The sequence below is a fragment of the Flavobacterium mesophilum genome, assembly GCF_039581405.1.
Lineage (GTDB): Bacteria > Bacteroidota > Bacteroidia > Flavobacteriales > Flavobacteriaceae > Flavobacterium.
In genome coordinates, this window is the sequence record NZ_JBCPXZ010000004.1 from 25,965 (window position 1) to 46,426 (window position 20,462).

The following is a 20,462-nucleotide window of genomic DNA, read 5'->3' on the forward strand; positions in this document are numbered from 1 at the left end:
AGCAGAAAATGATTTGTCTCCCCGCAAAATAACGACTACTTTTGCTCCAGTTTAAATTTTACATAGAAAATGAAGCCTAACACACAACAATTAAGCGATTTAACGATCCAAGTAAGAAGAGATATTCTTAGAATGGTACATGCTGTAAACTCTGGACACCCAGGTGGTTCATTAGGTTGTACTGAATTTTTGGTAACACTATATCAAAATATCATGGACCGCAAAGAAGGTTTTGATATGGACGGAATTGGAGAAGATATCTTTTTCCTTTCAAATGGTCATATTTCACCAGTATTTTATAGCGTTTTAGCAAGAAGCGGTTATTTTCCAGTTTCAGAGCTTGCTACTTTCAGATTATTGAATTCACGTTTACAAGGACACCCAACAACTCACGAAGGTTTGCCTGGAGTTCGTATGGCTTCTGGATCATTAGGACAAGGTTTATCTGTTGCTCTTGGTGCTGCTCAAGCTAAAAAATTAAACGGAGACAAACATTTAGTTTTCACTCTTCACGGAGATGGAGAATTGCAAGAAGGTCAAAACTGGGAAGCTATCATGTATGCTTCTGCTAAAAAAGTGGATAACTTAATTGCAACTGTTGACGTTAACGGAAAACAAATTGACGGAACAACTGACGAAGTTTTAGCAATGGGAAGCCTTCGCGCTAAATTTGAAGCTTTTGACTGGGATGTTTTAGAAATCAAAGAAGGAAACAACATCGAAGCAATCATTGCTGGATTAACTGATGCTAAATCAAGAACAGGAAAAGGAAAACCAGTTTGTGTTTTATTGCACACAGAAATGGGGCACGGAGTTGATTTCATGATGCATACGCACGCTTGGCACGGAAAAGCGCCAAACAACGATCAGTTGGCTGCGGCATTAGCTCAAAATTACTCTAAAGATCAAGTTGATTATTAAAAAAAGCTTTAAGCCATAAGCAGTAAGCTTTAAGCCTATTGCATATAGCCTATTGCGCACAGCAAAAGAACAAAAATGAAAAAATACGAAAATACAGGAAGTAAAGATACTCGTTCAGGTTTTGGAGCGGGAATGACTGAACTAGGTCAAAAAAACGAAAATGTTGTAGCATTATGTGCTGATTTGATTGGATCATTAAAATTTGATGATTTCAAGAAAAATCACCCAGAGCGTTTTTTCCAAATCGGAATTGCAGAAGCTAACATGATCGGAATTGCTGCAGGTTTAACAATTGGAGGAAAAATTCCTTTTACAGGAACTTTCGCTAACTTCTCTACAGGAAGAGTTTACGATCAAATTCGTCAATCTGTTGCTTATTCAGACAAAAATGTAAAAATCTGTGCTTCTCATGCTGGTTTGACTTTAGGAGAAGACGGAGCAACTCACCAAATCTTAGAAGATATCGGTTTAATGAAAATGTTGCCTGGTATGACTGTAATCAATACTTGTGATTACAACCAAACTAAAGCTGCAACTTTAGCATTAGCAGACCACCACGGCCCAGCTTATTTACGTTTCGGACGTCCAGTTGTAGCGAACTTCACTCCTGCTGATGAGCCATTCGTAATTGGAAAAGCAATTATGTTAAACGAAGGTACTGATGTAACAATCATTGCAACAGGACACTTGGTATGGGAAGCGCTTATCGCTGCTGAAAAACTAGAAGAAAAAGGAATTTCTGCTGAAGTAATTAACATCCACACTATTAAGCCACTTGATGAAGAAGCTATTCTTAAATCTGTTGCTAAAACGAGATGTGTAGTTACTGCAGAAGAGCACAACTACCTTGGAGGTCTTGGAGAAAGCGTTTCTGGCGTATTAGCTTTAAACAATCCAACTCCACAAGAATTTGTAGCTGTAAAAGATAGTTTTGGAGAATCTGGAACTCCAGAGCAATTAATGGAAAAATACAAACTAAACAATCAAGCAATTGTTGAAGCTGTAGAAAGAGTAATCAAAAGAAAGTAATTTTTACTTTTCTTACTTTATAAAAAAACCTCGAAATGTGAATTTCGAGGTTTTTTATTATCTATAACATACAACGCTTATTTCGCTGTATGATGATCTTTATCAACATGAATTCTTTTCCTATCTGGTGAAGTATAATCAGGAGTTCCTGACGCTGAAAAAGCCGGAATACCCCATACTTCACTTTCATCTACATTTGGCGTACTAGGATTATCGCCTATTGGATCAAAAGGATAATATTTGCTTATTCCTGTAAAAGGAGCACCTGTAGGCTTGGTAATTTCATAACGAGTTGTATAGCCATCCCCATCATCATCAACATCTAAGAAGTCTGCAATTCCATCTCCATCTGTATCATCAACCATCCATGCTGGCGGATTTGGATATCTCACTTTATCTCTTAAATCATAAACATAACCAATACCATTATTATTATCCGCTTTATTTACATCTTCAAAATAATCAGGAACACCATCTGGCTCTGAGGTCACACTTGTACCTACAATTTTAATATCATGATCCTGCCTAAAGAGACCAAACAATTTAAAACTGAATACCAAACATGTATACGCGGGGAAGCTATCCTTGGCTTCTGAATAATATGCTAATCCAGACGGAAGAAACATTACACCTGCCCCATAATTGTCATACGTTATTTCTCCATTGGCCGCTGTTGTAGAAGTTCCAATTCCGAATTTAGGAAAAATCTCACTCCACCCATCAATTACAGTAAATGCTTCCGAATTAGATTGATCATACGGAAACAAGAAAAAACTGTTTGCATATCCATGAGATGAATCAAACTCTTTGTTATTTAATAGAGTTCCTGTATAAGATGCACTAATTTTATCTGTATTCGAAGGATGCACACCCGTTCCTTCTCTTAAAACTAAATAATAAACAGTATAATTAACATCACGATTATAAACTAGACGGGATTGCAAAGGATAATCTTTTTGATCCCAAATTGAAGTTTGAGTACCTCCGGCAGGAATTTTTTCGAAAACAATATCATAATTCGCAGTAACTTCCTTGATGTAATTCGTCTTCAAATAAGTCTCAATAGAATCTTTATCTACTTTATATTGCTCATTATAGTCTCGCACCTCAACTGTAGTTTCATCATCATCGCTTTTATGGCAAGAAACCAAAGCAATGCCAGCAAGTAGTAAAAGAAAATAATATTTAAATTTATTCATTATTGTTAATTTTTTAAGTGCGCAAGATACAATATTGATTTATTTTTGTAAAGAATTTAACTTGGATTTTAGAAAAATTATGAGAATAGATAAATACCTCTGGTGCGTGCGATATTACAAGACCAGAAACATGGTCACAGAAGCATGCAAAAAAAACCATATCACTGTAAATGGGCAGATTGCAAAACCTTCTAAAGAAGTTTTTCCTACAGACAAAATCACTTTCAGAAAGGATCAAATAACACAAATTATTACCGTACTTGACATCCCAGAAAGCCGTGTGGGTGCAAAACTTGTAGATATTTACCGCAAAAATGAAACTCCGCCAGAAGCTTATGCTCATTTAGAATTATTAAAACTTTCGAAAGAACATTACAGAAAAAGCGGTACAGGAAGACCAACCAAAAAAGACCGAAGAGATATTGATGACTACGGAAATGAATTTTTCGATGAAGATGAAGAACACGATATCTAAATTCCAATAACGAAATTCCAAATTCCAATTTTGAAAAATTCTTCTATTTCCTTTTGGAATTTGGAATTTCAATAATTGGAATTTTAAATTTTATAATTTTGTACATTAGCAAAAAATAAAATCATGAGCAAAAACATCATCTTGACCAATCAAGAAATCGAACACAAAATCAAACGTATCGCTTATCAAATTTACGAAACCTTTGTTGACGAAGAAGAAGTCGTGATTGCCGGAATCGCTACTAACGGATCTGTTTTTGCCCAAAAAATTGCCACTGCCTTAAGCAGTATCTCAACACTTAAAGTTTCTACTTGCGAAGTTAAAGTCGACAAACAAAATCCGCAATCACCAATTCAGACTTCTTTGACCAAAGAAGAATACCAAAACAAAGGATTAGTTTTAGTTGACGATGTTTTAAACTCAGGCACTACATTAATATATGCTGTTCGTCATTTCCTAGATGTTCCACTTAAGAAATTCAAAACAGCAGTACTTGTTGACAGAAACCATAAAAAATACCCAGTAAAAGCTGATTTTAAAGGGATCTCGTTATCAACTTCGTTATTGGAGCATGTTCAAGTTGTTTTTGACGAAAACGGCGACAACTATGCTTTTTTAAGCTAAGATTTTCAAAATATCCTCAACTGTTTCTTCGACTGACTTATCATCAACCGACACTTTATGCTGTGCGTGGTTGTAATAAAAGCTTCTGTCGAACAAATGCTTTGCGATAAATTCTTTCATTTCTTCTTCGTTCATATTGGCAATAAGTGGGCGTTTGCTCTTATTGTAGACTAACCTATTATATAAAGTATCGATTGAAGCTTTTAAATATATAGATACAAGATCTTCATTTTGCAACAATAAATGATTGTTCGCATAACATGGAGTTCCTCCTCCAAGACCTATAATGTAATTTTCTGGAGATTTTAATAATTCGACAAACATTTCGTGTTCTAATTTTCTAAAATAGACCTCTCCATGTTTCGAAAAAATTTCATTTATGGACAAATTTGCTCTTTTTTCAATGCAAGTATCTAAATCCAGGAACGGAATATTTGTAATTTTTGACAAGTTTTGGGCGATCGTTGACTTTCCGCAACCCATGTAACCTAATAACACTATTTTTTTCATATTAATAAAACCTTATAAACTAAGACATTGGGAACTTTTTGTAAAAAAACACAAATTTATAATAAAAATGCTTGGAAACTTCGAAAATAACTCCTTATATTTGCACCCGCATTCAAGAAACGAATATGACTCGATAGCTCAGTCGGTAGAGCACATCACTTTTAATGATGGGGTCCTGGGTTCGAGCCCCAGTCGGGTCACAAAATTTGTGATTAACAAAATAAGTTTCTTGAAAGCAATGACTCGATAGCTCAGTCGGTAGAGCACATCACTTTTAATGATGGGGTCCTGGGTTCGAGCCCCAGTCGGGTCACAAAAGGTCGGGTAATTTATTTTACTCGACCTTTTTTCATTTTCGGCCATGTGGAGAAACGGTAGACTCGCCATCTTGAGGGGGTGGTGCTCGCAAGGGCGTGAGGGTTCAAATCCCTCCATGGTCACTTAAAGCGGAAATCTTTATAAGTAAGATTTCCGCTTTTTTAGTTTTAAAACTATCCCTTAAAAACTACCTAAAAAATCGACTATATTTACATTATTGTAAACTAAAAACCACAATAACAATTATATGAAGTCAACATTTGTATTATGCATCATGCTCTTTTTCATTTTATATTCTTGTCAGACAAATAATGATGAAAAACTAAAAAAGGACATTATTGGCGAATGGATTTATATTAAAACACAAAGCATAAAAAAACCACAAAAACTTAAAGGTTCTAAAATCCCGCCTCCACCACCGCTTCCTTTTCCCAAACGAATGATAGGATATATTTTTTTTGAAAATAATGTGTGCGAAAACAAATCTGGATACTTTAAATTAACTGAAGCAAAGGAATGGGACGATAGAAAACGTTATTTTTTAGGAACCAGTACTAAATACAAAATCGAAAATGATAGTTTGAAAATTTTTGATTTAGAAAGCAAAACTTGGGAAAATCAAAAAATAGAATCTATTCTTGGAGACACATTAACAACAAAAGTAGACGATAGCATCTTTGCAAAATACGCAAGAACAAAATACAAAATCAGCGCAAATGAGAATTATGATCAAATTATAGTGTCATCTTCGCCTTGTTTTGGCCCTTGTCCTATTTTAAACATCAGCATTGAAAACAATGGCAATGTCTTATACTATGGTCAACATTACAATACTCAAAATGGCTTTTTCAAATCTAAAATTACTAAAACTCAATACAAAGAAATTCAAACTAAATTTAAGAAAGCTGACATAATGAATCTTAAAGATCAATATGTCGCAAACTGGACAGATGATCAAACGGTCACTATAACATTCATTAAAAACAATAAAATTGTAAAATCGGTTAGCGATTACGGAAGACAATCTCCTGAAGCTCTAATTTGGGCATATGTACCTGTCCAATATTTATATCAACAAATAAAATTAGTCCCTTTAAAAACAGAAAAACTTTTATTTCCAAGATGGGGAATCAGTTTCGAAAAAGGAAATCAATTTTGTGATTTGTCAGAATCCGAAAGTTATTATCTATTTACAGAGATCTTCAAAGGCAAAGAAACAACTGACACATTTAAGAACATATACTATATTGAATTTTGGAACAATCAAGACAAGAAAGAAATAATGTATACTGATGGAAGATATTTTAAAACTAAAAACAAAACCATCGATATTGGTTATAATTTCCTGATAACAAACAATTTCACGACAAAATTTAAACTAAAAGACAAAAACGATTAGAATCTTATTGGATTTAAATTTAATTAAAATCAAAAGCTTATTTAACTATAAAACAACTCCTTAATATTTTATTTAAAATTTATTGCAAAATTCATCTCAAAAAAGGCTTCAAAAGCTAAATAAAGTACTTATATTTGCACCCTCATTGAAGAAATGAAATGACTCGATAGCTCAGTCGGTAGAGCACATCACTTTTAATGATGGGGTCCTGGGTTCGAGCCCCAGTCGGGTCACAAAAGGTCAGGTAATTAATTTTACTTGGCCTTTTTTCTTTTTAGGCCATGTGGAGAAACGGTAGACTCGCCATCTTGAGGGGGTGGTGCTCGCAAGGGCGTGAGGGTTCAAATCCCTCCATGGTCACACAAAAAAAGCCTTAGGAATTATATTCTCAGGCTTTTACTTTTTTATTGATTACTAGCTATTCCTTATTCTTGATGTTAGCCGCATTAAAAAGGATATTTCCATAAAACAAAACGCCAACATATATTAGCATACATGAAAATATCCATGTCCTAAAGCCCACAGCCATTCCGCCACGAAGTCCTTGTGCAAAAAAGAGAGTCGTAAGACATACTCCCCAACCAATACTAAACTTCAAAACTCGCTCAATTCCTTTCATATTTTGCACAAAACAAACAATAAAAAAAGGAATCAAAAAACTCAAAAGAAGCGCTCCAATTCTACTATTTACATTTGCTTCCGAATCCACAGACAAATACAAAATAATACACGTCAATACAATATTTAGAAGAATCAAATAAATGCCATTGATAAAGAAATTTGCAACAGATCGATTTTTAGAAAATTCATTTAATTCTTGTAAATCTAATTTATCAATCTCAAGCGCATCACAAATCAAACTCAAAGTTTTTCCACGAGGTTCATTTTTGTTGTTTTCAATTCTCTGAATTGTTCTCAAATTTACTTTTGATAATTCTGCCAATTCTTCTTGAGTAAAACCTTTTTGCTTTCTCGTGTCGCTAATTTTTTTTCCTATAGAATTCATAATAACAAGTTTTGTTTAGCCAAAATTATTTCAAAAAACAGCATCTACTAACGACCGACGCGCGACATCTTTGCGACATTTGACACGACTTTTGCAATACAAACAACTTTTAAAACTCTTTTTTCAATAACTAATCGATCTTTTAAATTCACATTCAAGATAACATTCCCCCTAATCAATCTCAACATACTCAGACTCCCCTTTTTCATTTCCATCCGTCAGCCATTCCCAATTTAAGGTCAATTTCATCTTCCCATTCTCCATTAATGTAATTTGAGCTGTTGCTTTTCCCGCTTTTAATTGGTTATCCGTTGTCAAACATTGATAGAGCATATTTAATTTATCTGTTTGCAGTTCAGCAATGATTTTTCCGTATTTAATGGTTCCTCCAAAATAATCGGCAGTTATGAGATTATTTTCCTGTTTGTAATTAAAAATGGTTTCTGAATTCACCTGACCACTTTGTGAATTCTGAATAAGCACAAATCTTTTATTATTGAAATTAAATTCCTCCATGTTTCTTTTGAATATTATTTTCCGAAGTTTAAACTTACTAAAATTTTTTATTCAAATCTTCGAGTTATCTTATTGTCCATCTTTACACTCATCCCTTATTATTTTCCGTTCGCATACTTTTATTTGTTCATTCTGTATTAGAGAAATACCTTTACTAAAGCATTACTAATTATTGCTTTTAAAAAATGAGCATATCTTTATCAAATTACTGGAAAATACAAATTGTCGGATGGGCTTCCGCTGCTTTATATTGGGGACTTTCGGGCTATTTTTTAAGCGATCGTTTCATTTGGGAAATGGGTTTACTCGATTTTATTTTCGATGTTGCAATTGGTATTGCACTGACACATCTCTACCGAAATTTTGCAATCCGAAAAGGATGGCACAAACTCAATTTAAAAAAATTGATTCCAAGAATCATAATTAGTGTTTTAGTTCTTTCCCTTTTGTACACTATTGCAATTGCTATCAAACTTTATTTGGTCCGTCTTCTCATCTTAAAAAGCATGACGCTTTCTTTTTTAGCTTTTTTCAAATCGGTGCAATTGCAGGTTTTTATTACCGGAACTAGATTGATGTCTGTCTGGCTATTGGCCTATCACCTTTATCATTATTCAAGGCTTGAGCTAGAAACAGTAAAAGAAAATGCCCGATTATCGCTCGTTGTAAAAGAAGCGCAGCTACAAAACCTCAGCACACAACTTAATCCGCATTTCTTTTTCAATTCTTTGAATAACATAAAATACCTGATTATAGAAAATCCAGATTTGGCACGAAGAGCAATTGATCTTTTATCTGAGCTTTTACGGAATTCTTTAAATAATAATATTGTCCGATTCATTTCTGTAAATGATGAAATATGCCTTGTCAAAGATTATCTTGAATTAGAAAAGATGCGATTTGAAGATCGACTAAAAATAAATATTGAAACGAGTCAAAATGTGTCAGAACTTCTGATTTTGCCTTTAAGCATTCAGTCATTGGTTGAAAATGCCATAAAACACGGAATCGAAAAAAGAAAGACTGGCGGATTTATATATGTAAAAACAGAAACAGAGAACAATTACATAAAAATCAGTGTCGAAAACTCAGGAAGATTAAATATTGAAGATAAAAATTCAGGCATCGGATTGAACAATTTAAAAGAAAGATTACAGCTTCAATACAACGGAAATGCTTCTTTCGAAATTAAAGAAACCGAAAACGAAACTGTTTTGGCAACAATTTTAATTCCATCGAAATGAAAAAGATAAAAGTAATACTGGTAGATGATGAGCGTTTATCGCGAGAAGAATTAAAAAGAGCATTGAAACTTTACGATGATTTTGTTCTTGTCGCCGAAGCTGAAAATGCTGATGACGCAAAACATTTGATCGAATCTGAGCAACCTGATTTAGTTTTCTTAGACATTCAAATGCCCGAAAAAACCGGTTTTGATTTATTAGAATCTTTAGACTTTACACCATTAGTATTGTTTACTACCGCTTATGATCAATATGCTGTACAAGCATTTGAAGTCAATGCTTTAGATTATTTAATGAAACCAATTAGAGAAGAACGTTTTGCGCAGGCAATTGAAAAAATAAGAAAAACACTTAAGTCCCAATCTGAAGCAATCGAACCTAAAAATAAACAAATTTTTATTAAAGATGGCGAAAAACGATTCTTCATTCGCATTGACGAAATTTACTTAATCGAATCACTTGAAAATTACACCCGATTATTTTTTCAGGATAAAAAAGCTTTACAACGACGCTCACTCAAACAATGGGAAGAACTGCTTGATGAAAATACTTTTTTCAGAATCAACAGAACTGAAATCATCAATGTAAAATACATTCAGGAAGTAACCAGAATAGAGGGCGGTAGATTACAAATCAAACTCAGAACCGGAGAATTGCTGGAAGTTTCCATTCGGCAATCGGCTAAATTCAAAAACAGCAACGAACTTTAAATCGCTAAAATAAAAACGAATCCATGAAATTTATTTATAATCTAGTTTTTGCACTTCTCATATTTACAAAAGCATTTTCACAACAAACGCAGGTCACAAAATCAGCAGATTTGAAAAGCACTTATGACATTCAAGATAGCGTGATGATCAAAATGCGAGATGGTGCGTTAATTTCGGCAATGGTCGTTCAAAAAAAAGGCAATCATAGTCCAAAACCAGTTATTCTGCAATTTACAATTTATGTCAGAGACAAAGGCCGAGATTTAAAATCCCTGAAAGAAGCAGCAGACAAAGATTATATTGGCGTTATCGCATATAGCAGAGGCAAACGATTTAGCTCAGAAGAAATAATTCCTTATGAAAATGAGGCAAATGATGCTTATGACGTTATTGATTGGATCAGCAAACAAGAATGGTGCAATGGCAGTATCGGAATATACGGCGGAAGTTACAATGGTTTCACACAATGGGCCGCGTGCAAAAAAATGCATCCTGCACTCAAAACCATTGTTCCTGCTGTTGCCAACCGACCTGGAATGGGACTTCCTATGGAAAATAATGTTTTTATAAATCCTAATTACGAATGGTCGTTTTATGTTGGCAACAACAGATATTTAGACACGATTGCCGGAAATGACAGACAACGTTTCAGAAAAATGATGTTCAAATGGTGGGAAACTGGAACAGCGTACAAAAAATTAGACAGCATAGACGGTCATCCCAACAAGCTGTTTCAACGCTGGATTGCGCATCCTGATTTTGACAAATATTGGCAAAAAATGGCGCCTTATGAAAAAGATTTCGCCCAAATCAACATTCCTATATTAGCCTTTGACGGATATTATAATGACTCTCAAAATTCTAGTTTATACTATTTACGAGAACTTCAAAAATACAATCCAAAAGCACCTATTTATTTGGTTATTGGTCCTTACGGGCATTTTGGAACTCAAATGGGGGGCGAAAAAAGTCTGTATGGTTATACTGTCGATCCGATTGCGTTGTTCAACATTAAAAAAATAACTTACGAATGGTTTGACCATATTTTAAAAAACGGCGCTAAACCAGAAATGCTGAAAGATAAAATCAATTATCAAGTCGTAGGAACAAACGAATGGCGAAGTGCTCCGTCGCTTGATAAAATGCACAACAATTTTCTCAAATTATATTTAACCGATAAAAAATCAGGCCCATTTTATGCTTTGGACAACAAAAAACCAAGCCAAAAAAAATCACTTTATCAAGAAGTCGATTTTGCCGACAGACAAACATTCAACAATGAATATTATCCAGATCCAATAATTAGAAAAGAAATCGACACCACTAATGGCTATGCTTTTATTAGCGAACCTTTAAAAGAATCCATTTTAATAAACGGCTCTTTTTTAGGAGAAATAAAAGCGAGCATCAATAAAAAAGATATGGATTTAGGCGTTACACTTTATGAAGTATTGCCGAATGGCGAATATTTCCATTTGTCTTACTTCATTGGCCGTGCCAGTTATGCAAAAGATAGTACCAAACGAAATTTATTAAAACCGAATGAAACCGAAACGATTCCTTTTTCAAACACGCATTTAATCAGCAAACAATTAAGCAAAGGAAGCCGTTTGCTGGTAGTCATCAATGTCAATAAAAATGCTTTTGCACAATTGAATTACGGAACAGGAAAAGAAGTCAGCGACGAAACCATAAAAGATGCCAAAGAACCACTAAAAATAAATTGGTACAATGACAGTTTTATAAAAGTCCCTATTTGGAAACCTTAAACTAAAGCTTCCTGTTCTTTGGTTTCAAGGATTTTATCTCGGCAATAATCCCTAATTTCATAAGCATAGAGAATACTTCCAATATTAATCATTGTATTTGATAATACTTTTCGATGATTTCGGGTAATGTAAATGCCTGTTTTTAATTTGAAGACAATATTTCCATCCTCGTTTTTTCCGAACACTTTAATTTCATCTGTAAATTCTTCCCACGGAAAAGATTTTACTTCGTTCCAGCTGTATTGAATCAATCTGCTTTCTGTTCCAATATAATAACCCCCAGATTTAAACAAACCTAAAATACCAAGCACAAGAAGTATAATTCCAATAGATGAAAAAACACAATACATTACAAACAGACCTTTTAGTGGCGACAAATTATCTGGGCAAACTTCTGTCGGAACGCCATCAATAGAAATTGTTGTGCATCCTCCATTAAACAATTCCCAAACAAAACAAGAAAAGATCAAGGACACAACAAAAATCCAGAAAATGCCAGATCGAATGACACTCCAACAATGTTTTATAGGCTGATCCTTTTTAGCTTTTACAAAAAACTCTATTTTTTCACTCCCAAGAGCTTCCTTCATAACCTCGGGAACCGCAATGTTTTCTATCATATTTAAAATACTCTCTTATTTACTCTGGTGATCAAAACTCAAAACCTCTTTCAAAACCCACTGATTATTGATTAAAAGATAAACATGAGTAAACTTAGCTTCGCTGGTAAAAACATCAGGTTTATTGGCTTCTCTTAAATAAAAATCATGAATTCCGGTTTGCACTACTCCATAAAGCTTTCCTTCGCTATAAAGCGGATAAACTTCCAGACTTTCGGGTTTTACTTTTCTGATTGGTTTTTGAGGACCATTTCCACAAATATTCTTTTTGACATTTTCTAAAAAAGTCTTTTTATTCTGAATCCCGCCTTGATCATGATAAAAAACCAAATCAGGATGAATCGCTTTTTCCAAAAAAGCAATATCACATTGATTAAAGCTCTTTTCAAAGAAAAGGCTATCGTGTTTCTTTAGTGCCAAAAACAATTCTGAATCTTTCGATACTTGTGCGAAAATACAAGTTGAAGTAATCAATAAAAATAGTAATAGGATTTTTTTCATATCTAAATTTATTTAGAGGTTAATTATTAAAACGAATACAGCTTTTAACTTCATTAGTAATCAAAACGAAATTAATGTAACGCATTGATTTACTTTTTTCCAAATCTGCAATTTCATATTAAAACAAAGGATTTAAATTCCTTTATTTTCATTAAAACCTAAACAAACCAGTGATTTCTTCTTGAAAACAGCCTTCTTTACAATCTCTAAAAAGGCTTAAAAATCCGTATTAAGTACACAATTTCAGTTCATTACAAAAAATAATTGTTAAAAAATTTGCGTAGCCAAATGACTTCATATAAATTTGTAGTCAAATAACTTCATATTATGAATTTAAGACGAGATGTTTTTCAGGCAATAGCCGATCCTACGAGAAGAGCTATATTACTTTTGGTGACTTCGCACTCTATGACTGCAGGTGCGATCGCCTCGAACTTTGACACAGCTAGGCCAACGGTTTCTAAACATTTAAAAATTTTGACCGAATGTGAATTATTGCAACAAACGCAAAACGGAAGAGAAGTTTACTACACCATAAACGCAAGAAAGATGAAAGAAATAGCTGAATTTATAGAGCCTTTCCGCCAAATGTGGGACGAAAGATTCAACAAGCTTGAAGACATTATGAAAAACTATAAACCAGAAAACTAAAAAATTATGGAATTAAAAACTCAAATACATGCGCAGGACGGCAAACAAGAGCTTACTATTACACGAAGTTTCGACCTTCCGGTAGAATTGCTTTTCAAAGCCTACATCGAACCTGAAATTGTTTCGCAATGGATGGGAACCAAAGTTGTAAAACTTGAAAACAAAAAACACGGCGGTTATCGTTTTGAAACCAGCGATGCCAAAGGAAATGTGGTTTTTCAAGCCAACGGAACCATACACGAATTGATTCCGAACGAAAAAATCACCAGAACATTTGAAATGGAGAACTCGCCTTTTGACGTTCAATTAGAATTTTTGGAATTTGAAAAATCAAGTGACTCTACAAGCAAACTGACCATGCATATTGTTTACAGATCAATAGCATTACGAGATCAAATGCTACAATTGCCATTTAAACAAGGCCTTAATATGGCGCACAATCGATTAGAAGAAATTTGCAACAAACTAAAATAAATGCATCATGACAAAAAGAAACAAAATTATCTATTGGGTTGCTACACTTTGGTTAGCACTAGGAATGACAGCAACAGGAATTGTACAATTGCTTCAGTCAAAAGACGAAACAGATAGAATGTCGCATTTGGGTTATCCAATTTATTTGCTAATTTTATTAGGAGTTTGGAAATTATTAGGTGTAATAACCGTTCTGGCTCCAAAATTTCCGTTGCTGAAAGAATGGGCTTATGCTGGATTTTTCTTTGCAATGTCAGGCGCAATATTTTCACATTTTGCAGCAAATGACGGTGCAAAAGATTTTTTTGGACCAACACTATTGTTAGTTCTTACTGTAATTTCTTGGTATTTTAGACCGGCAGAACGAAAACTCATTAACGCTTAAACTGATAAATAATGAATCCGAAAGTTGATTTTTTCTTTGACGAAGCCACAAAATGGCAGGAAGAACTGAAACAAATGCGAACCATTGCTCTTGAATGCCAACTTACAGAAGAATTAAAATGGGGAAATCCTTGTTATATGTATCAAGATAGCAATGTTGTTTTAATTCATGCTTTTAAGGATTATTGCGCTTTTCTATTCTTCAAAGGCGCGTTGCTAAATGACACTGACGGAATTTTGATTCAGCAATCTGAAAATGTGCAGGCCGCAAGACATATCCGATTTACGAATCTGCAGGAAATAATTGATTTGAAACCTATTTTGAAAGCTTATATTTATGAAGCAATTGAAATTGAAAAAGCTGGCCTAAAAGTGATTTTGAAAAAAACTTCGGATTTTCCTGTTTCAGAAGAATTTCAAAAGAAATTAGATGAAACTCCAGAATTAAAAAAAGCTTTTGAAGCCCTGACTCCTGGCAGACAAAGAGCCTATTTGCTTCATTTTTCGCAACCAAAACAAGCCAAAACACGTGAAGCAAGAGTTGAAAAACACCGCCAGAATATTCTCGACGGAAAAGGCCTAAACGATTAATTTTCCTTTCAACAAAACCAAATCAATATGACAGCAAAAGAAATTTTAGATAAACTCAAAGCTCTTGGTGATCCAAAAGTATTTGCTCAGAATAAAAAAAGAGGCGCTAGCGAAAATCAATTTGGCGTGAAAATGGGCGACATTCGAACATTCGCAAAAAAAATCAAAACCAATCATGAGTTGGCTTTAGAACTTTGGGAAACTGGAAATGCAGATGCTCGCTTTTTAGCAATTCTAATTATCGAACCTGAAAAACTTTCGAAAGAGCAAATCGCTAAAATGGTATCTTCGGAAAAATTCGTTCATATCGCCGATTGGTTTTATTCTTATATAATAAAGGATTATTCCGATCGTGAAACTTTGCGACAAGCTTGGATGCATACTGATGATGTTATGCATGGACGCGCCGCCTGGAGCCTTACCAGCGGATGCGTTGCCCGAAATCCAGGTATTCTAGATTTGCCAGCCTTGCTTGACAGAATCGAAAATGAAATGCCAACTGCCGCACCAGAAGTACAATGGACAATGAACAGCACTTTGGCACAAATCGGGATTAAATTTCCGGAATATCGTGCTCGTGCTTTAGCAATTGGAGAAAAATTAGGGATTTATAGAGATTATCCAACTTCAAAAGGCTGTACTTCTCCTTTTGCTCCAATTTGGATCAATGAAATGGTTCGCCGACAAGAATAAAAATCAAAAAACAACATCATGAAAAATAAGATTTCGCAAGAAGAACAAGAACAGCTGATCAGTATTTTGAAAGTTCGTTTTGAAAAAAACATGAACCGACATGCAAACATAGAATGGTCAAAAGTGGAAGCAAAACTTATAGCTAATCCAGAAAAACTTTGGTCGTTATTGCAAATGGAAAAAACGGAAGGCGAGCCAGATGTGGTAGGTTACGATAAAAATTCAGACGAATATATTTTTTTCGATTGTGTTGTTGAAAGTCCGAAATCAAGAAGAAGTCTTTGCTACGACAGAAAAGCTTTGGATTCAAGAAAAGAGCACAAACCAAAAAACAGCGCTGTTGATATGGCCGAAGAAATGGGAATCGAGCTTTTGACCGAAGAACAATACAAACAATTGCAGGAACTTGGAAATTTTGACAATAAAACCTCAAGTTGGGTCGCAACTCCAGAAAATGTTCGCAAATTGGGTGGTGCCGTTTTTTGTGATTATCGTTATGGCCGCGTATTTCTTTATCATAATGGAGCTGAATCGTACTATGCTGCAAGAGGATTTCGTGGTAGTCTAAAAATTTAATTTAATCACGATTATTTCACAAAAGAAATTCTCTTACAAAACAAAACTTCATTAAATTCGTTTGGAAATAATTAATCACTAATCCCAAATTAGTTTATGAAAAACCTACTATTAGCATCATTTATTATGATTACCTGCGCTTCATGGGCGCAATCTGCAACGGCTTATTTTGACAAAGCCATGAAAAAGGCCGAAGCAGGAAACACAAAAGGCGCCATTGCCGATTACACCAAAGCCATCAACATGAATGCCAAATTTGTTGAAGCTTATCAAAACCGAGGCGTTGCAAAACTCAAAATCAATGACTTAAAAGGTGCATTGGCAGATTTTAACAAAACCATCGAATTAGACGACATGAATGTTTACGCTTATACCGGAAGAGCAAATGTCAATTACAAATTAATGAACTATAACGAAGCAATTGCAGACTGTACTTCATCATTAGGTTTAAATCCCAAAGATTATATCGCCTATAATTTGAGAGGTTTGGCTTATAATAAAATTGGCGACAAGAAGAATTCATGCAAAGATTTTTCAAAGGCCGTTGAATTAGGAAGTCAAAGTGCTATAAAAAACAAAGCCACATTTTGTAAATAATTCAACCAAAAAAACATTAAAACAGCCTGTAGAAATTTATCTACAGGCTGTTTCTTTTTCAATATATTGGCAAAAAAACATCTTAGATTGACTCTAAATAGTTGCGAATTATTTATCAAAAAAGCAAAATAACACAGAAAAAAAGCCTCTTTTAACCCAATTAAATCAGTATGTTACTACAAACTCTTAATAATCGATCATTTTGATAAAGTTTTAAAGGTTTTTTCAGATTTTATTTTATTTTTGTTTATTCAACAATTCAAAATGGTAAACAATATAAAAACAGTTTTCAGCATAAAAGATCTTGAAAACTTATCTGGAATTAAAGCGCATACAATTCGTATTTGGGAAAAGAGATACAACATTCTTGAACCAATGCGAACTGATACTAATATCAGGCTATACAATTTGCAAAATTTACAGAAGCTTTTAAATATTACTTTACTGCACGAATACGGGTATAAAATATCTAAAATTGCTACTTATCCAGAGGAAAAAATTCCACAACTGGTACGTGAGATCATTTCAAAGAAAAATTCACAAAACTATGCGATTACGTCATTCAAAATGGCGATGATGAATTTTGACCAAGAATTGTTTTTCAACACTTTTGATTGGCTTATTTCAGAAAAAAGCTTTAAAGAGGTTTTCAAAGAACATTTTCTTCCATTGTTGAAAGAATTAGGATTATTGTGGCAATCTGAAACTATTACACCTGCAAATGAGCATTTTATGAGCCATTTGATCAAGCAAAAAATTCTAATTTACACCGAAAGTCTTCAAATATTAAAACCAACCAAAACAGATCGAATTTTTGTTCTTTCATTGCCATTGAATGAAATACACCAAATTGGTCTTTTGTATTTGCAATATGAGATTTTATCAAGAGGATACAAGACTATATATTTAGGCGAAAGTATGCCAATTGAAAACCTTCAAGATCTTACGCGTCATTTTGAAAACATCACTTTCGTTTCCTTCATGACCGTACAACCAGACCGAACTGTAATTAACCAATATGTAAAAACTATGGGGCAAAAATTGTTGCTGAAAAACAACGAAATCTGGCTTATGGGTAATATGGTTGAACATATTGATCAATCTAATCTTCCAGAACGTATTCGCATTTTTGATTCAATGGAAGAAACTATCGAAGAAATGCAATAGTTTTGTTTAAAGTTTTTGTATATTTGTTAAACAAATGACAAAAACGATATTCATATTAGGATCAGGCTTTTCATCATTAGCCGCTTCATGTTACTTGGCAAAACAAGGAAACAAGGTTGTTATTTATGAAAAAAATCCAACGATTGGCGGCCGTGCGAGACAATTCAAAAAAGACGGCTTTACCTTTGATATGGGGCCAAGCTGGTATTGGATGCCTGATGTTTTTGACCGTTTTTTTCAGGATTTCAACAAACAAACTTCAGATTATTATGAGCTTATCAAACTAAATCCGGCTTACAGGGTTTATTTTGGAGTAAATGATTTTGTTACAATTTGTGATAATTTGGAAGAAATCAAAACTTCTTTTGAAACTATCGAAAAAGGAAGTGCCACTAAACTTCAAGACTTTATCGATCAAGCAAAAAGCAACTATGACATTGCTATAAAAGATTTGGTTTATCGCCCTGGAGTTTCTCCTTTAGAATTAATTACGCCAAAAACTGCTTTAAAACTCAATCAGTTTTTAAGCAATGTAAGTGAGGATATCCGCAAGAAATTCAAAAATGAAAAATTAATTCAAATCCTGGAATTTCCTGTTTTGTTTCTTGGAGCAAAACCCAACAAAACACCTTCGTTTTACAATTTCATGAATTACGCTGATTTTGGTTTAGGAACTTGGCATCCAAAAACCGGAATGTTTGATGTTGTTTTGGGCCTCGAAAAACTGGCATTAGAACTTGGAGTTACGATTGAAACCAATTCGCCAGTGGAAAAAATTATCGTCGAAAACAAAACCGCGACAGGAATTGTAGTTCACAACGAAATCAAAAAAGCTGATATTATTTTAAGTGGCGCCGATTATCAGCATACTGAAACTTTGCTCGAAAAAGAACATCGTGCCTATTCTAAAAAATATTGGCAAAGTCGCGTTTTCGCACCTTCTTCGCTCCTATTTTTCATTGGTTTCAACAAAAAAATAGAGAATATTTCACATCACGCCTTATTCTTTGATGTTGATTTCAACACACATGCAAAAGATATTTATGACGAGCCAAAATGGCCAAACGAACCATTATTTTACGCCAATTTCCCATCAAAAACCGATTTGACCGCTGCGCCAAACGGAATGGAATCTGGATTTTTCTTAATTCCGCTTGCACCTGGAATTGAAGATAATGAAGTGCTTCGGGAAGAATATTTTGAAAAAATAATTTCACGCTTTGAAAATTTGACACAACAAAGCGTTAGAAATAACATTATATTTAAGAGATCATTCTGCAAAAATGATTTCGTAGCAGATTACAATGCCTATAAAGGAAATGCTTACGGAATGGCCAATACACTATTACAAACCGCTTTTTTAAGGCCAAAACTGAAAAGCAAAAAAATACGTAATTTATATTTTACAGGACAATTGACTGTTCCTGGCCCAGGGGTTCCGCCTGCTTTAATTTCAGGAAAATTGGTTGCTGAGTTAATTCAAAAATCTTTTAGATCTTAAAAAAATGAAATCACTATTCGACGCCGTTTCTTTCAAATGCAGTAAACTCGTTACGCAAAATTACAGCTCCTCTTTTTCATTGGCAGTAAAAATGCTTTCACCAAGTATTCGTGATGCTATTTACAGCATTTACGGCTTTGTTCGCTTTGCTGATGAAATCGTTGATTCGTTTCATGATTATGAAAAAGAATATTTAATCGATGATTTCGAGAAAGAATATTACAAAGCGATGGAATTAGGAATCAGCCTCAATCCCATTCTAAATTCGTTTCAACATACAGTTAAAGAATATAATATTACCGATGATTTAGTTCAAGCATTTTTAAAAAGCATGAAACTAGACCTTATAAAATCAACGTATTACACGCAAACCGAATATGCTGATTATATTTATGGCTCTGCAGATGTTGTTGGATTAATGTGCTTAAAAGTTTTTGTTTCTGGAAAAGAACATAAATACGAACAACTGAAAAACGAAGCCATGCGTTTGGGTTCGGCTTTTCAAAAAGTGAATTTCTTAAGAGATTTAAGAGATGACAATCTGATTTTAAATCGAACTTATTTCCCAGGAATCAACCTCAACAATTTCAACGAAGATTCAAAAGCGCAGATCATAAAGGAAATCGAAGAAGATTTTCGCGTTGCATACCAAGGAATTGTAAAGTTACCAATGGAAGCCAAATTCGGAGTTTATACCGCTTATGTTTATTACAAAAAACTGCTTAAAAAACTAAAAAAAACGCCGTATCACGAAATTGGGAATTCCAGAATAAGAGTTTCTAATTATACAAAAGCGGGGCTTTTAGCGCAATCTTTTGTGACATACAAATTGAAACTCGTGTAGATTATTTCATCCCGTTTGTCATTGCGAGGAACGAGACCCGAGCGATAGCGAACAGGCGAAGCAAATCTTCGTTGCTAAATCGACAAAGATTGTGGAGCTACTTGTGGAGATTCCTCGTTCCTCGGAATGACAAGATTGAAGGA

The 20,462-nt window shown here is 34.1% G+C and carries 24 protein-coding genes and 5 tRNA genes; 23 read left to right on the forward strand and 6 right to left on the reverse strand.

From position 1 onward, the window contains the following. Positions 1–69 precede the first annotated feature (69 nt). Both AAYQ19_RS13270 and AAYQ19_RS13275 read left to right on the forward strand, forming a co-directional pair. The gene (locus AAYQ19_RS13270) at positions 70–921 is read left to right on the forward strand and encodes a transketolase (protein ID WP_343536869.1); all 852 of its coding nucleotides are present in this window, start codon (positions 70–72) and stop codon (positions 919–921) included. A gap of 75 nt (positions 922–996) precedes the next feature. Then, a complete protein-coding gene (locus AAYQ19_RS13275) occupies positions 997–1,950 on the forward strand; it encodes a transketolase family protein (RefSeq protein ID WP_343536871.1) in 954 nt (317 codons plus the stop codon). 77 nt (positions 1,951–2,027) lie between these two features. Here the strand turns inward: AAYQ19_RS13275 and bamM are convergent, their stop codons facing one another. Further along, positions 2,028–3,149 carry a BamM family beta-barrel-assembly machinery protein gene (bamM, locus tag AAYQ19_RS13280; protein ID WP_343536872.1) on the reverse strand — a complete coding sequence of 374 codons (1,122 nt, stop codon included), beginning with the start codon at positions 3,147–3,149 and terminating at the stop codon, positions 2,028–2,030. A 79-nt stretch (positions 3,150–3,228) separates the two neighbouring features. On the opposite strand from bamM, the gene AAYQ19_RS13285 reads away from it, so the two are divergent. Together AAYQ19_RS13285 and AAYQ19_RS13290 are read left to right on the forward strand one after the other, a co-directional pair. After that, entirely contained in the window at positions 3,229–3,624 is a 396-nt protein-coding gene (locus AAYQ19_RS13285; protein WP_343536874.1) for an RNA-binding S4 domain-containing protein, read from the forward strand. 123 nt (positions 3,625–3,747) lie between these two features. Then, positions 3,748–4,248, forward strand: coding sequence for a phosphoribosyltransferase family protein (locus tag AAYQ19_RS13290; protein WP_343536875.1), 501 nt, complete (start codon positions 3,748–3,750; stop codon positions 4,246–4,248). Here AAYQ19_RS13290 and AAYQ19_RS13295 read toward each other — a convergent pair. Continuing rightward, entirely contained in the window at positions 4,240–4,758 is a 519-nt protein-coding gene (locus tag AAYQ19_RS13295; protein WP_343536876.1) for a shikimate kinase, read from the reverse strand. The genes AAYQ19_RS13290 and AAYQ19_RS13295 overlap by 9 nt on opposite strands. 127 nt (positions 4,759–4,885) lie before the next feature. Here AAYQ19_RS13295 and AAYQ19_RS13300 point away from each other — a divergent pair. From AAYQ19_RS13300 to AAYQ19_RS13325, 6 genes are all read left to right on the forward strand, one after another. After that, positions 4,886–4,958, forward strand: a tRNA-Lys gene (locus AAYQ19_RS13300). A gap of 40 nt (positions 4,959–4,998) precedes the next feature. Then, a tRNA-Lys gene (locus AAYQ19_RS13305) sits at positions 4,999–5,071 on the forward strand. Positions 5,072–5,115: 44 nt separating this feature from the next. Further along, a tRNA-Leu gene (locus tag AAYQ19_RS13310) sits at positions 5,116–5,198 on the forward strand. Between the two features lie 125 nt (positions 5,199–5,323). Beyond that, entirely contained in the window at positions 5,324–6,475 is a 1,152-nt protein-coding gene (locus tag AAYQ19_RS13315) for a DUF6438 domain-containing protein (RefSeq protein ID WP_343536877.1), read from the forward strand. A 160-nt stretch (positions 6,476–6,635) separates the two neighbouring features. Further along, positions 6,636–6,708, forward strand: a tRNA-Lys gene (locus AAYQ19_RS13320). A 44-nt stretch (positions 6,709–6,752) separates the two neighbouring features. Further along, positions 6,753–6,835 (forward strand) — tRNA-Leu (locus tag AAYQ19_RS13325). A gap of 58 nt (positions 6,836–6,893) precedes the next feature. Here the strand turns inward: AAYQ19_RS13325 and AAYQ19_RS13330 are convergent. Both AAYQ19_RS13330 and AAYQ19_RS13335 read right to left on the reverse strand, forming a co-directional pair. Beyond that, positions 6,894–7,481 carry a helix-turn-helix domain-containing protein gene (locus AAYQ19_RS13330; protein WP_343536879.1) on the reverse strand — a complete coding sequence of 196 codons (588 nt, stop codon included), beginning with the start codon at positions 7,479–7,481 and terminating at the stop codon, positions 6,894–6,896. Between the two features lie 171 nt (positions 7,482–7,652). Beyond that, on the reverse strand, positions 7,653–7,997 hold the full coding sequence (locus AAYQ19_RS13335; RefSeq protein WP_343536881.1) for an avidin-fold protein: 345 nt from the start codon (positions 7,995–7,997) through the stop codon (positions 7,653–7,655). Positions 7,998–8,182: 185 nt separating this feature from the next. Between AAYQ19_RS13335 and AAYQ19_RS13340 the strand changes: the two genes are divergently transcribed. The 3 genes from AAYQ19_RS13340 to AAYQ19_RS13350 are packed head-to-tail and all read left to right on the forward strand — an operon-like array spanning position 8,183 to position 11,720. After that, positions 8,183–9,241, forward strand: a complete 1,059-nt coding sequence (locus tag AAYQ19_RS13340) for a sensor histidine kinase (RefSeq protein ID WP_343536883.1) — start codon at positions 8,183–8,185, stop codon at positions 9,239–9,241. Further along, positions 9,238–9,951: a LytR/AlgR family response regulator transcription factor gene (locus AAYQ19_RS13345; protein ID WP_343536884.1), complete on the forward strand. Its 714-nt coding sequence runs from the start codon at positions 9,238–9,240 to the stop codon at positions 9,949–9,951. The genes AAYQ19_RS13340 and AAYQ19_RS13345 overlap by 4 nt, the downstream gene beginning before the upstream one ends. Before the next feature lie 23 nt (positions 9,952–9,974). Continuing rightward, positions 9,975–11,720 carry a CocE/NonD family hydrolase gene (locus tag AAYQ19_RS13350; RefSeq protein ID WP_343536885.1) on the forward strand — a complete coding sequence of 582 codons (1,746 nt, stop codon included), beginning with the start codon at positions 9,975–9,977 and terminating at the stop codon, positions 11,718–11,720. Here the strand turns inward: AAYQ19_RS13350 and AAYQ19_RS13355 are convergent. Both AAYQ19_RS13355 and AAYQ19_RS13360 read right to left on the reverse strand, forming a co-directional pair. Continuing rightward, positions 11,717–12,340 (reverse strand): hypothetical protein, encoded by a 624-nt coding sequence (locus tag AAYQ19_RS13355; protein ID WP_343536887.1) that lies wholly within the window; start codon positions 12,338–12,340, stop codon positions 11,717–11,719. The two genes, AAYQ19_RS13350 and AAYQ19_RS13355, sit on opposite strands and share 4 nt — an antisense overlap. Positions 12,341–12,355: 15 nt before the next feature. Beyond that, entirely contained in the window at positions 12,356–12,841 is a 486-nt protein-coding gene (locus AAYQ19_RS13360) for a nuclear transport factor 2 family protein (protein ID WP_343536888.1), read from the reverse strand. A gap of 327 nt (positions 12,842–13,168) precedes the next feature. On the opposite strand from AAYQ19_RS13360, the gene AAYQ19_RS13365 reads away from it, so the two are divergent. From AAYQ19_RS13365 to AAYQ19_RS13410, 10 genes are all read left to right on the forward strand, one after another. Continuing rightward, entirely contained in the window at positions 13,169–13,492 is a 324-nt protein-coding gene (locus tag AAYQ19_RS13365) for an ArsR/SmtB family transcription factor (RefSeq protein ID WP_343536889.1), read from the forward strand. A gap of 6 nt (positions 13,493–13,498) precedes the next feature. After that, the gene (locus AAYQ19_RS13370) at positions 13,499–13,966 is read left to right on the forward strand and encodes an SRPBCC domain-containing protein (RefSeq protein ID WP_343536890.1); all 468 of its coding nucleotides are present in this window, start codon (positions 13,499–13,501) and stop codon (positions 13,964–13,966) included. A gap of 7 nt (positions 13,967–13,973) precedes the next feature. Further along, positions 13,974–14,351: a DoxX family protein gene (locus AAYQ19_RS13375; RefSeq protein WP_343536891.1), complete on the forward strand. Its 378-nt coding sequence runs from the start codon at positions 13,974–13,976 to the stop codon at positions 14,349–14,351. Positions 14,352–14,362: 11 nt separating this feature from the next. Continuing rightward, positions 14,363–14,941, forward strand: coding sequence for a YdeI/OmpD-associated family protein (locus AAYQ19_RS13380; RefSeq protein WP_343536893.1), 579 nt, complete (start codon positions 14,363–14,365; stop codon positions 14,939–14,941). A gap of 27 nt (positions 14,942–14,968) precedes the next feature. Further along, positions 14,969–15,634, forward strand: coding sequence for a DNA alkylation repair protein (locus AAYQ19_RS13385; RefSeq protein ID WP_343536895.1), 666 nt, complete (start codon positions 14,969–14,971; stop codon positions 15,632–15,634). Positions 15,635–15,652: 18 nt separating this feature from the next. Beyond that, positions 15,653–16,210 (forward strand): DUF4256 domain-containing protein, encoded by a 558-nt coding sequence (locus AAYQ19_RS13390; protein ID WP_343536897.1) that lies wholly within the window; start codon positions 15,653–15,655, stop codon positions 16,208–16,210. Between the two features lie 96 nt (positions 16,211–16,306). Continuing rightward, a complete protein-coding gene (locus tag AAYQ19_RS13395) occupies positions 16,307–16,807 on the forward strand; it encodes a tetratricopeptide repeat protein (RefSeq protein WP_343536898.1) in 501 nt (166 codons plus the stop codon). A 264-nt stretch (positions 16,808–17,071) separates the two neighbouring features. After that, positions 17,072–17,974, forward strand: coding sequence for a MerR family transcriptional regulator (locus tag AAYQ19_RS13400; protein ID WP_343536899.1), 903 nt, complete (start codon positions 17,072–17,074; stop codon positions 17,972–17,974). A 34-nt stretch (positions 17,975–18,008) separates the two neighbouring features. Continuing rightward, positions 18,009–19,475, forward strand: coding sequence for a bifunctional phytoene desaturase/3,4-desaturase (gene crtID / locus AAYQ19_RS13405; RefSeq protein ID WP_343536901.1), 1,467 nt, complete (start codon positions 18,009–18,011; stop codon positions 19,473–19,475). 4 nt (positions 19,476–19,479) lie between these two features. Next, positions 19,480–20,319, forward strand: coding sequence for a phytoene/squalene synthase family protein (locus AAYQ19_RS13410; RefSeq protein ID WP_343536902.1), 840 nt, complete (start codon positions 19,480–19,482; stop codon positions 20,317–20,319). The last annotated feature ends 143 nt before the right edge of the window (positions 20,320–20,462 follow it).

Coding starts and splice junctions, on each gene's coding strand:
- crtID (WP_343536901.1), top strand. CDS start 18,009: ATGACAAAAACGATATTCATATTAGGATCAGGCTTTTCATCATTAGCC.
- AAYQ19_RS13390 (WP_343536897.1), top strand. CDS start 15,653: ATGAAAAATAAGATTTCGCAAGAAGAACAAGAACAGCTGATCAGTATT.
- AAYQ19_RS13410 (WP_343536902.1), top strand. CDS start 19,480: ATGAAATCACTATTCGACGCCGTTTCTTTCAAATGCAGTAAACTCGTT.
- AAYQ19_RS13360 (WP_343536888.1), bottom strand. CDS start 12,841: ATGAAAAAAATCCTATTACTATTTTTATTGATTACTTCAACTTGTATT.
- AAYQ19_RS13365 (WP_343536889.1), top strand. CDS start 13,169: ATGAATTTAAGACGAGATGTTTTTCAGGCAATAGCCGATCCTACGAGA.
- AAYQ19_RS13290 (WP_343536875.1), top strand. CDS start 3,748: ATGAGCAAAAACATCATCTTGACCAATCAAGAAATCGAACACAAAATC.
- AAYQ19_RS13395 (WP_343536898.1), top strand. CDS start 16,307: ATGAAAAACCTACTATTAGCATCATTTATTATGATTACCTGCGCTTCA.
- AAYQ19_RS13380 (WP_343536893.1), top strand. CDS start 14,363: ATGAATCCGAAAGTTGATTTTTTCTTTGACGAAGCCACAAAATGGCAG.
- AAYQ19_RS13375 (WP_343536891.1), top strand. CDS start 13,974: ATGACAAAAAGAAACAAAATTATCTATTGGGTTGCTACACTTTGGTTA.
- AAYQ19_RS13350 (WP_343536885.1), top strand. CDS start 9,975: ATGAAATTTATTTATAATCTAGTTTTTGCACTTCTCATATTTACAAAA.
- AAYQ19_RS13335 (WP_343536881.1), bottom strand. CDS start 7,997: ATGGAGGAATTTAATTTCAATAATAAAAGATTTGTGCTTATTCAGAAT.
- bamM (WP_343536872.1), bottom strand. CDS start 3,149: ATGAATAAATTTAAATATTATTTTCTTTTACTACTTGCTGGCATTGCT.
- AAYQ19_RS13355 (WP_343536887.1), bottom strand. CDS start 12,340: ATGATAGAAAACATTGCGGTTCCCGAGGTTATGAAGGAAGCTCTTGGG.
- AAYQ19_RS13270 (WP_343536869.1), top strand. CDS start 70: ATGAAGCCTAACACACAACAATTAAGCGATTTAACGATCCAAGTAAGA.
- AAYQ19_RS13295 (WP_343536876.1), bottom strand. CDS start 4,758: ATGAAAAAAATAGTGTTATTAGGTTACATGGGTTGCGGAAAGTCAACG.
- AAYQ19_RS13345 (WP_343536884.1), top strand. CDS start 9,238: ATGAAAAAGATAAAAGTAATACTGGTAGATGATGAGCGTTTATCGCGA.
- AAYQ19_RS13340 (WP_343536883.1), top strand. CDS start 8,183: ATGAGCATATCTTTATCAAATTACTGGAAAATACAAATTGTCGGATGG.
- AAYQ19_RS13400 (WP_343536899.1), top strand. CDS start 17,072: ATGGTAAACAATATAAAAACAGTTTTCAGCATAAAAGATCTTGAAAAC.
- AAYQ19_RS13275 (WP_343536871.1), top strand. CDS start 997: ATGAAAAAATACGAAAATACAGGAAGTAAAGATACTCGTTCAGGTTTT.
- AAYQ19_RS13330 (WP_343536879.1), bottom strand. CDS start 7,481: ATGAATTCTATAGGAAAAAAAATTAGCGACACGAGAAAGCAAAAAGGT.
- AAYQ19_RS13285 (WP_343536874.1), top strand. CDS start 3,229: ATGAGAATAGATAAATACCTCTGGTGCGTGCGATATTACAAGACCAGA.
- AAYQ19_RS13315 (WP_343536877.1), top strand. CDS start 5,324: ATGAAGTCAACATTTGTATTATGCATCATGCTCTTTTTCATTTTATAT.
- AAYQ19_RS13370 (WP_343536890.1), top strand. CDS start 13,499: ATGGAATTAAAAACTCAAATACATGCGCAGGACGGCAAACAAGAGCTT.
- AAYQ19_RS13385 (WP_343536895.1), top strand. CDS start 14,969: ATGACAGCAAAAGAAATTTTAGATAAACTCAAAGCTCTTGGTGATCCA.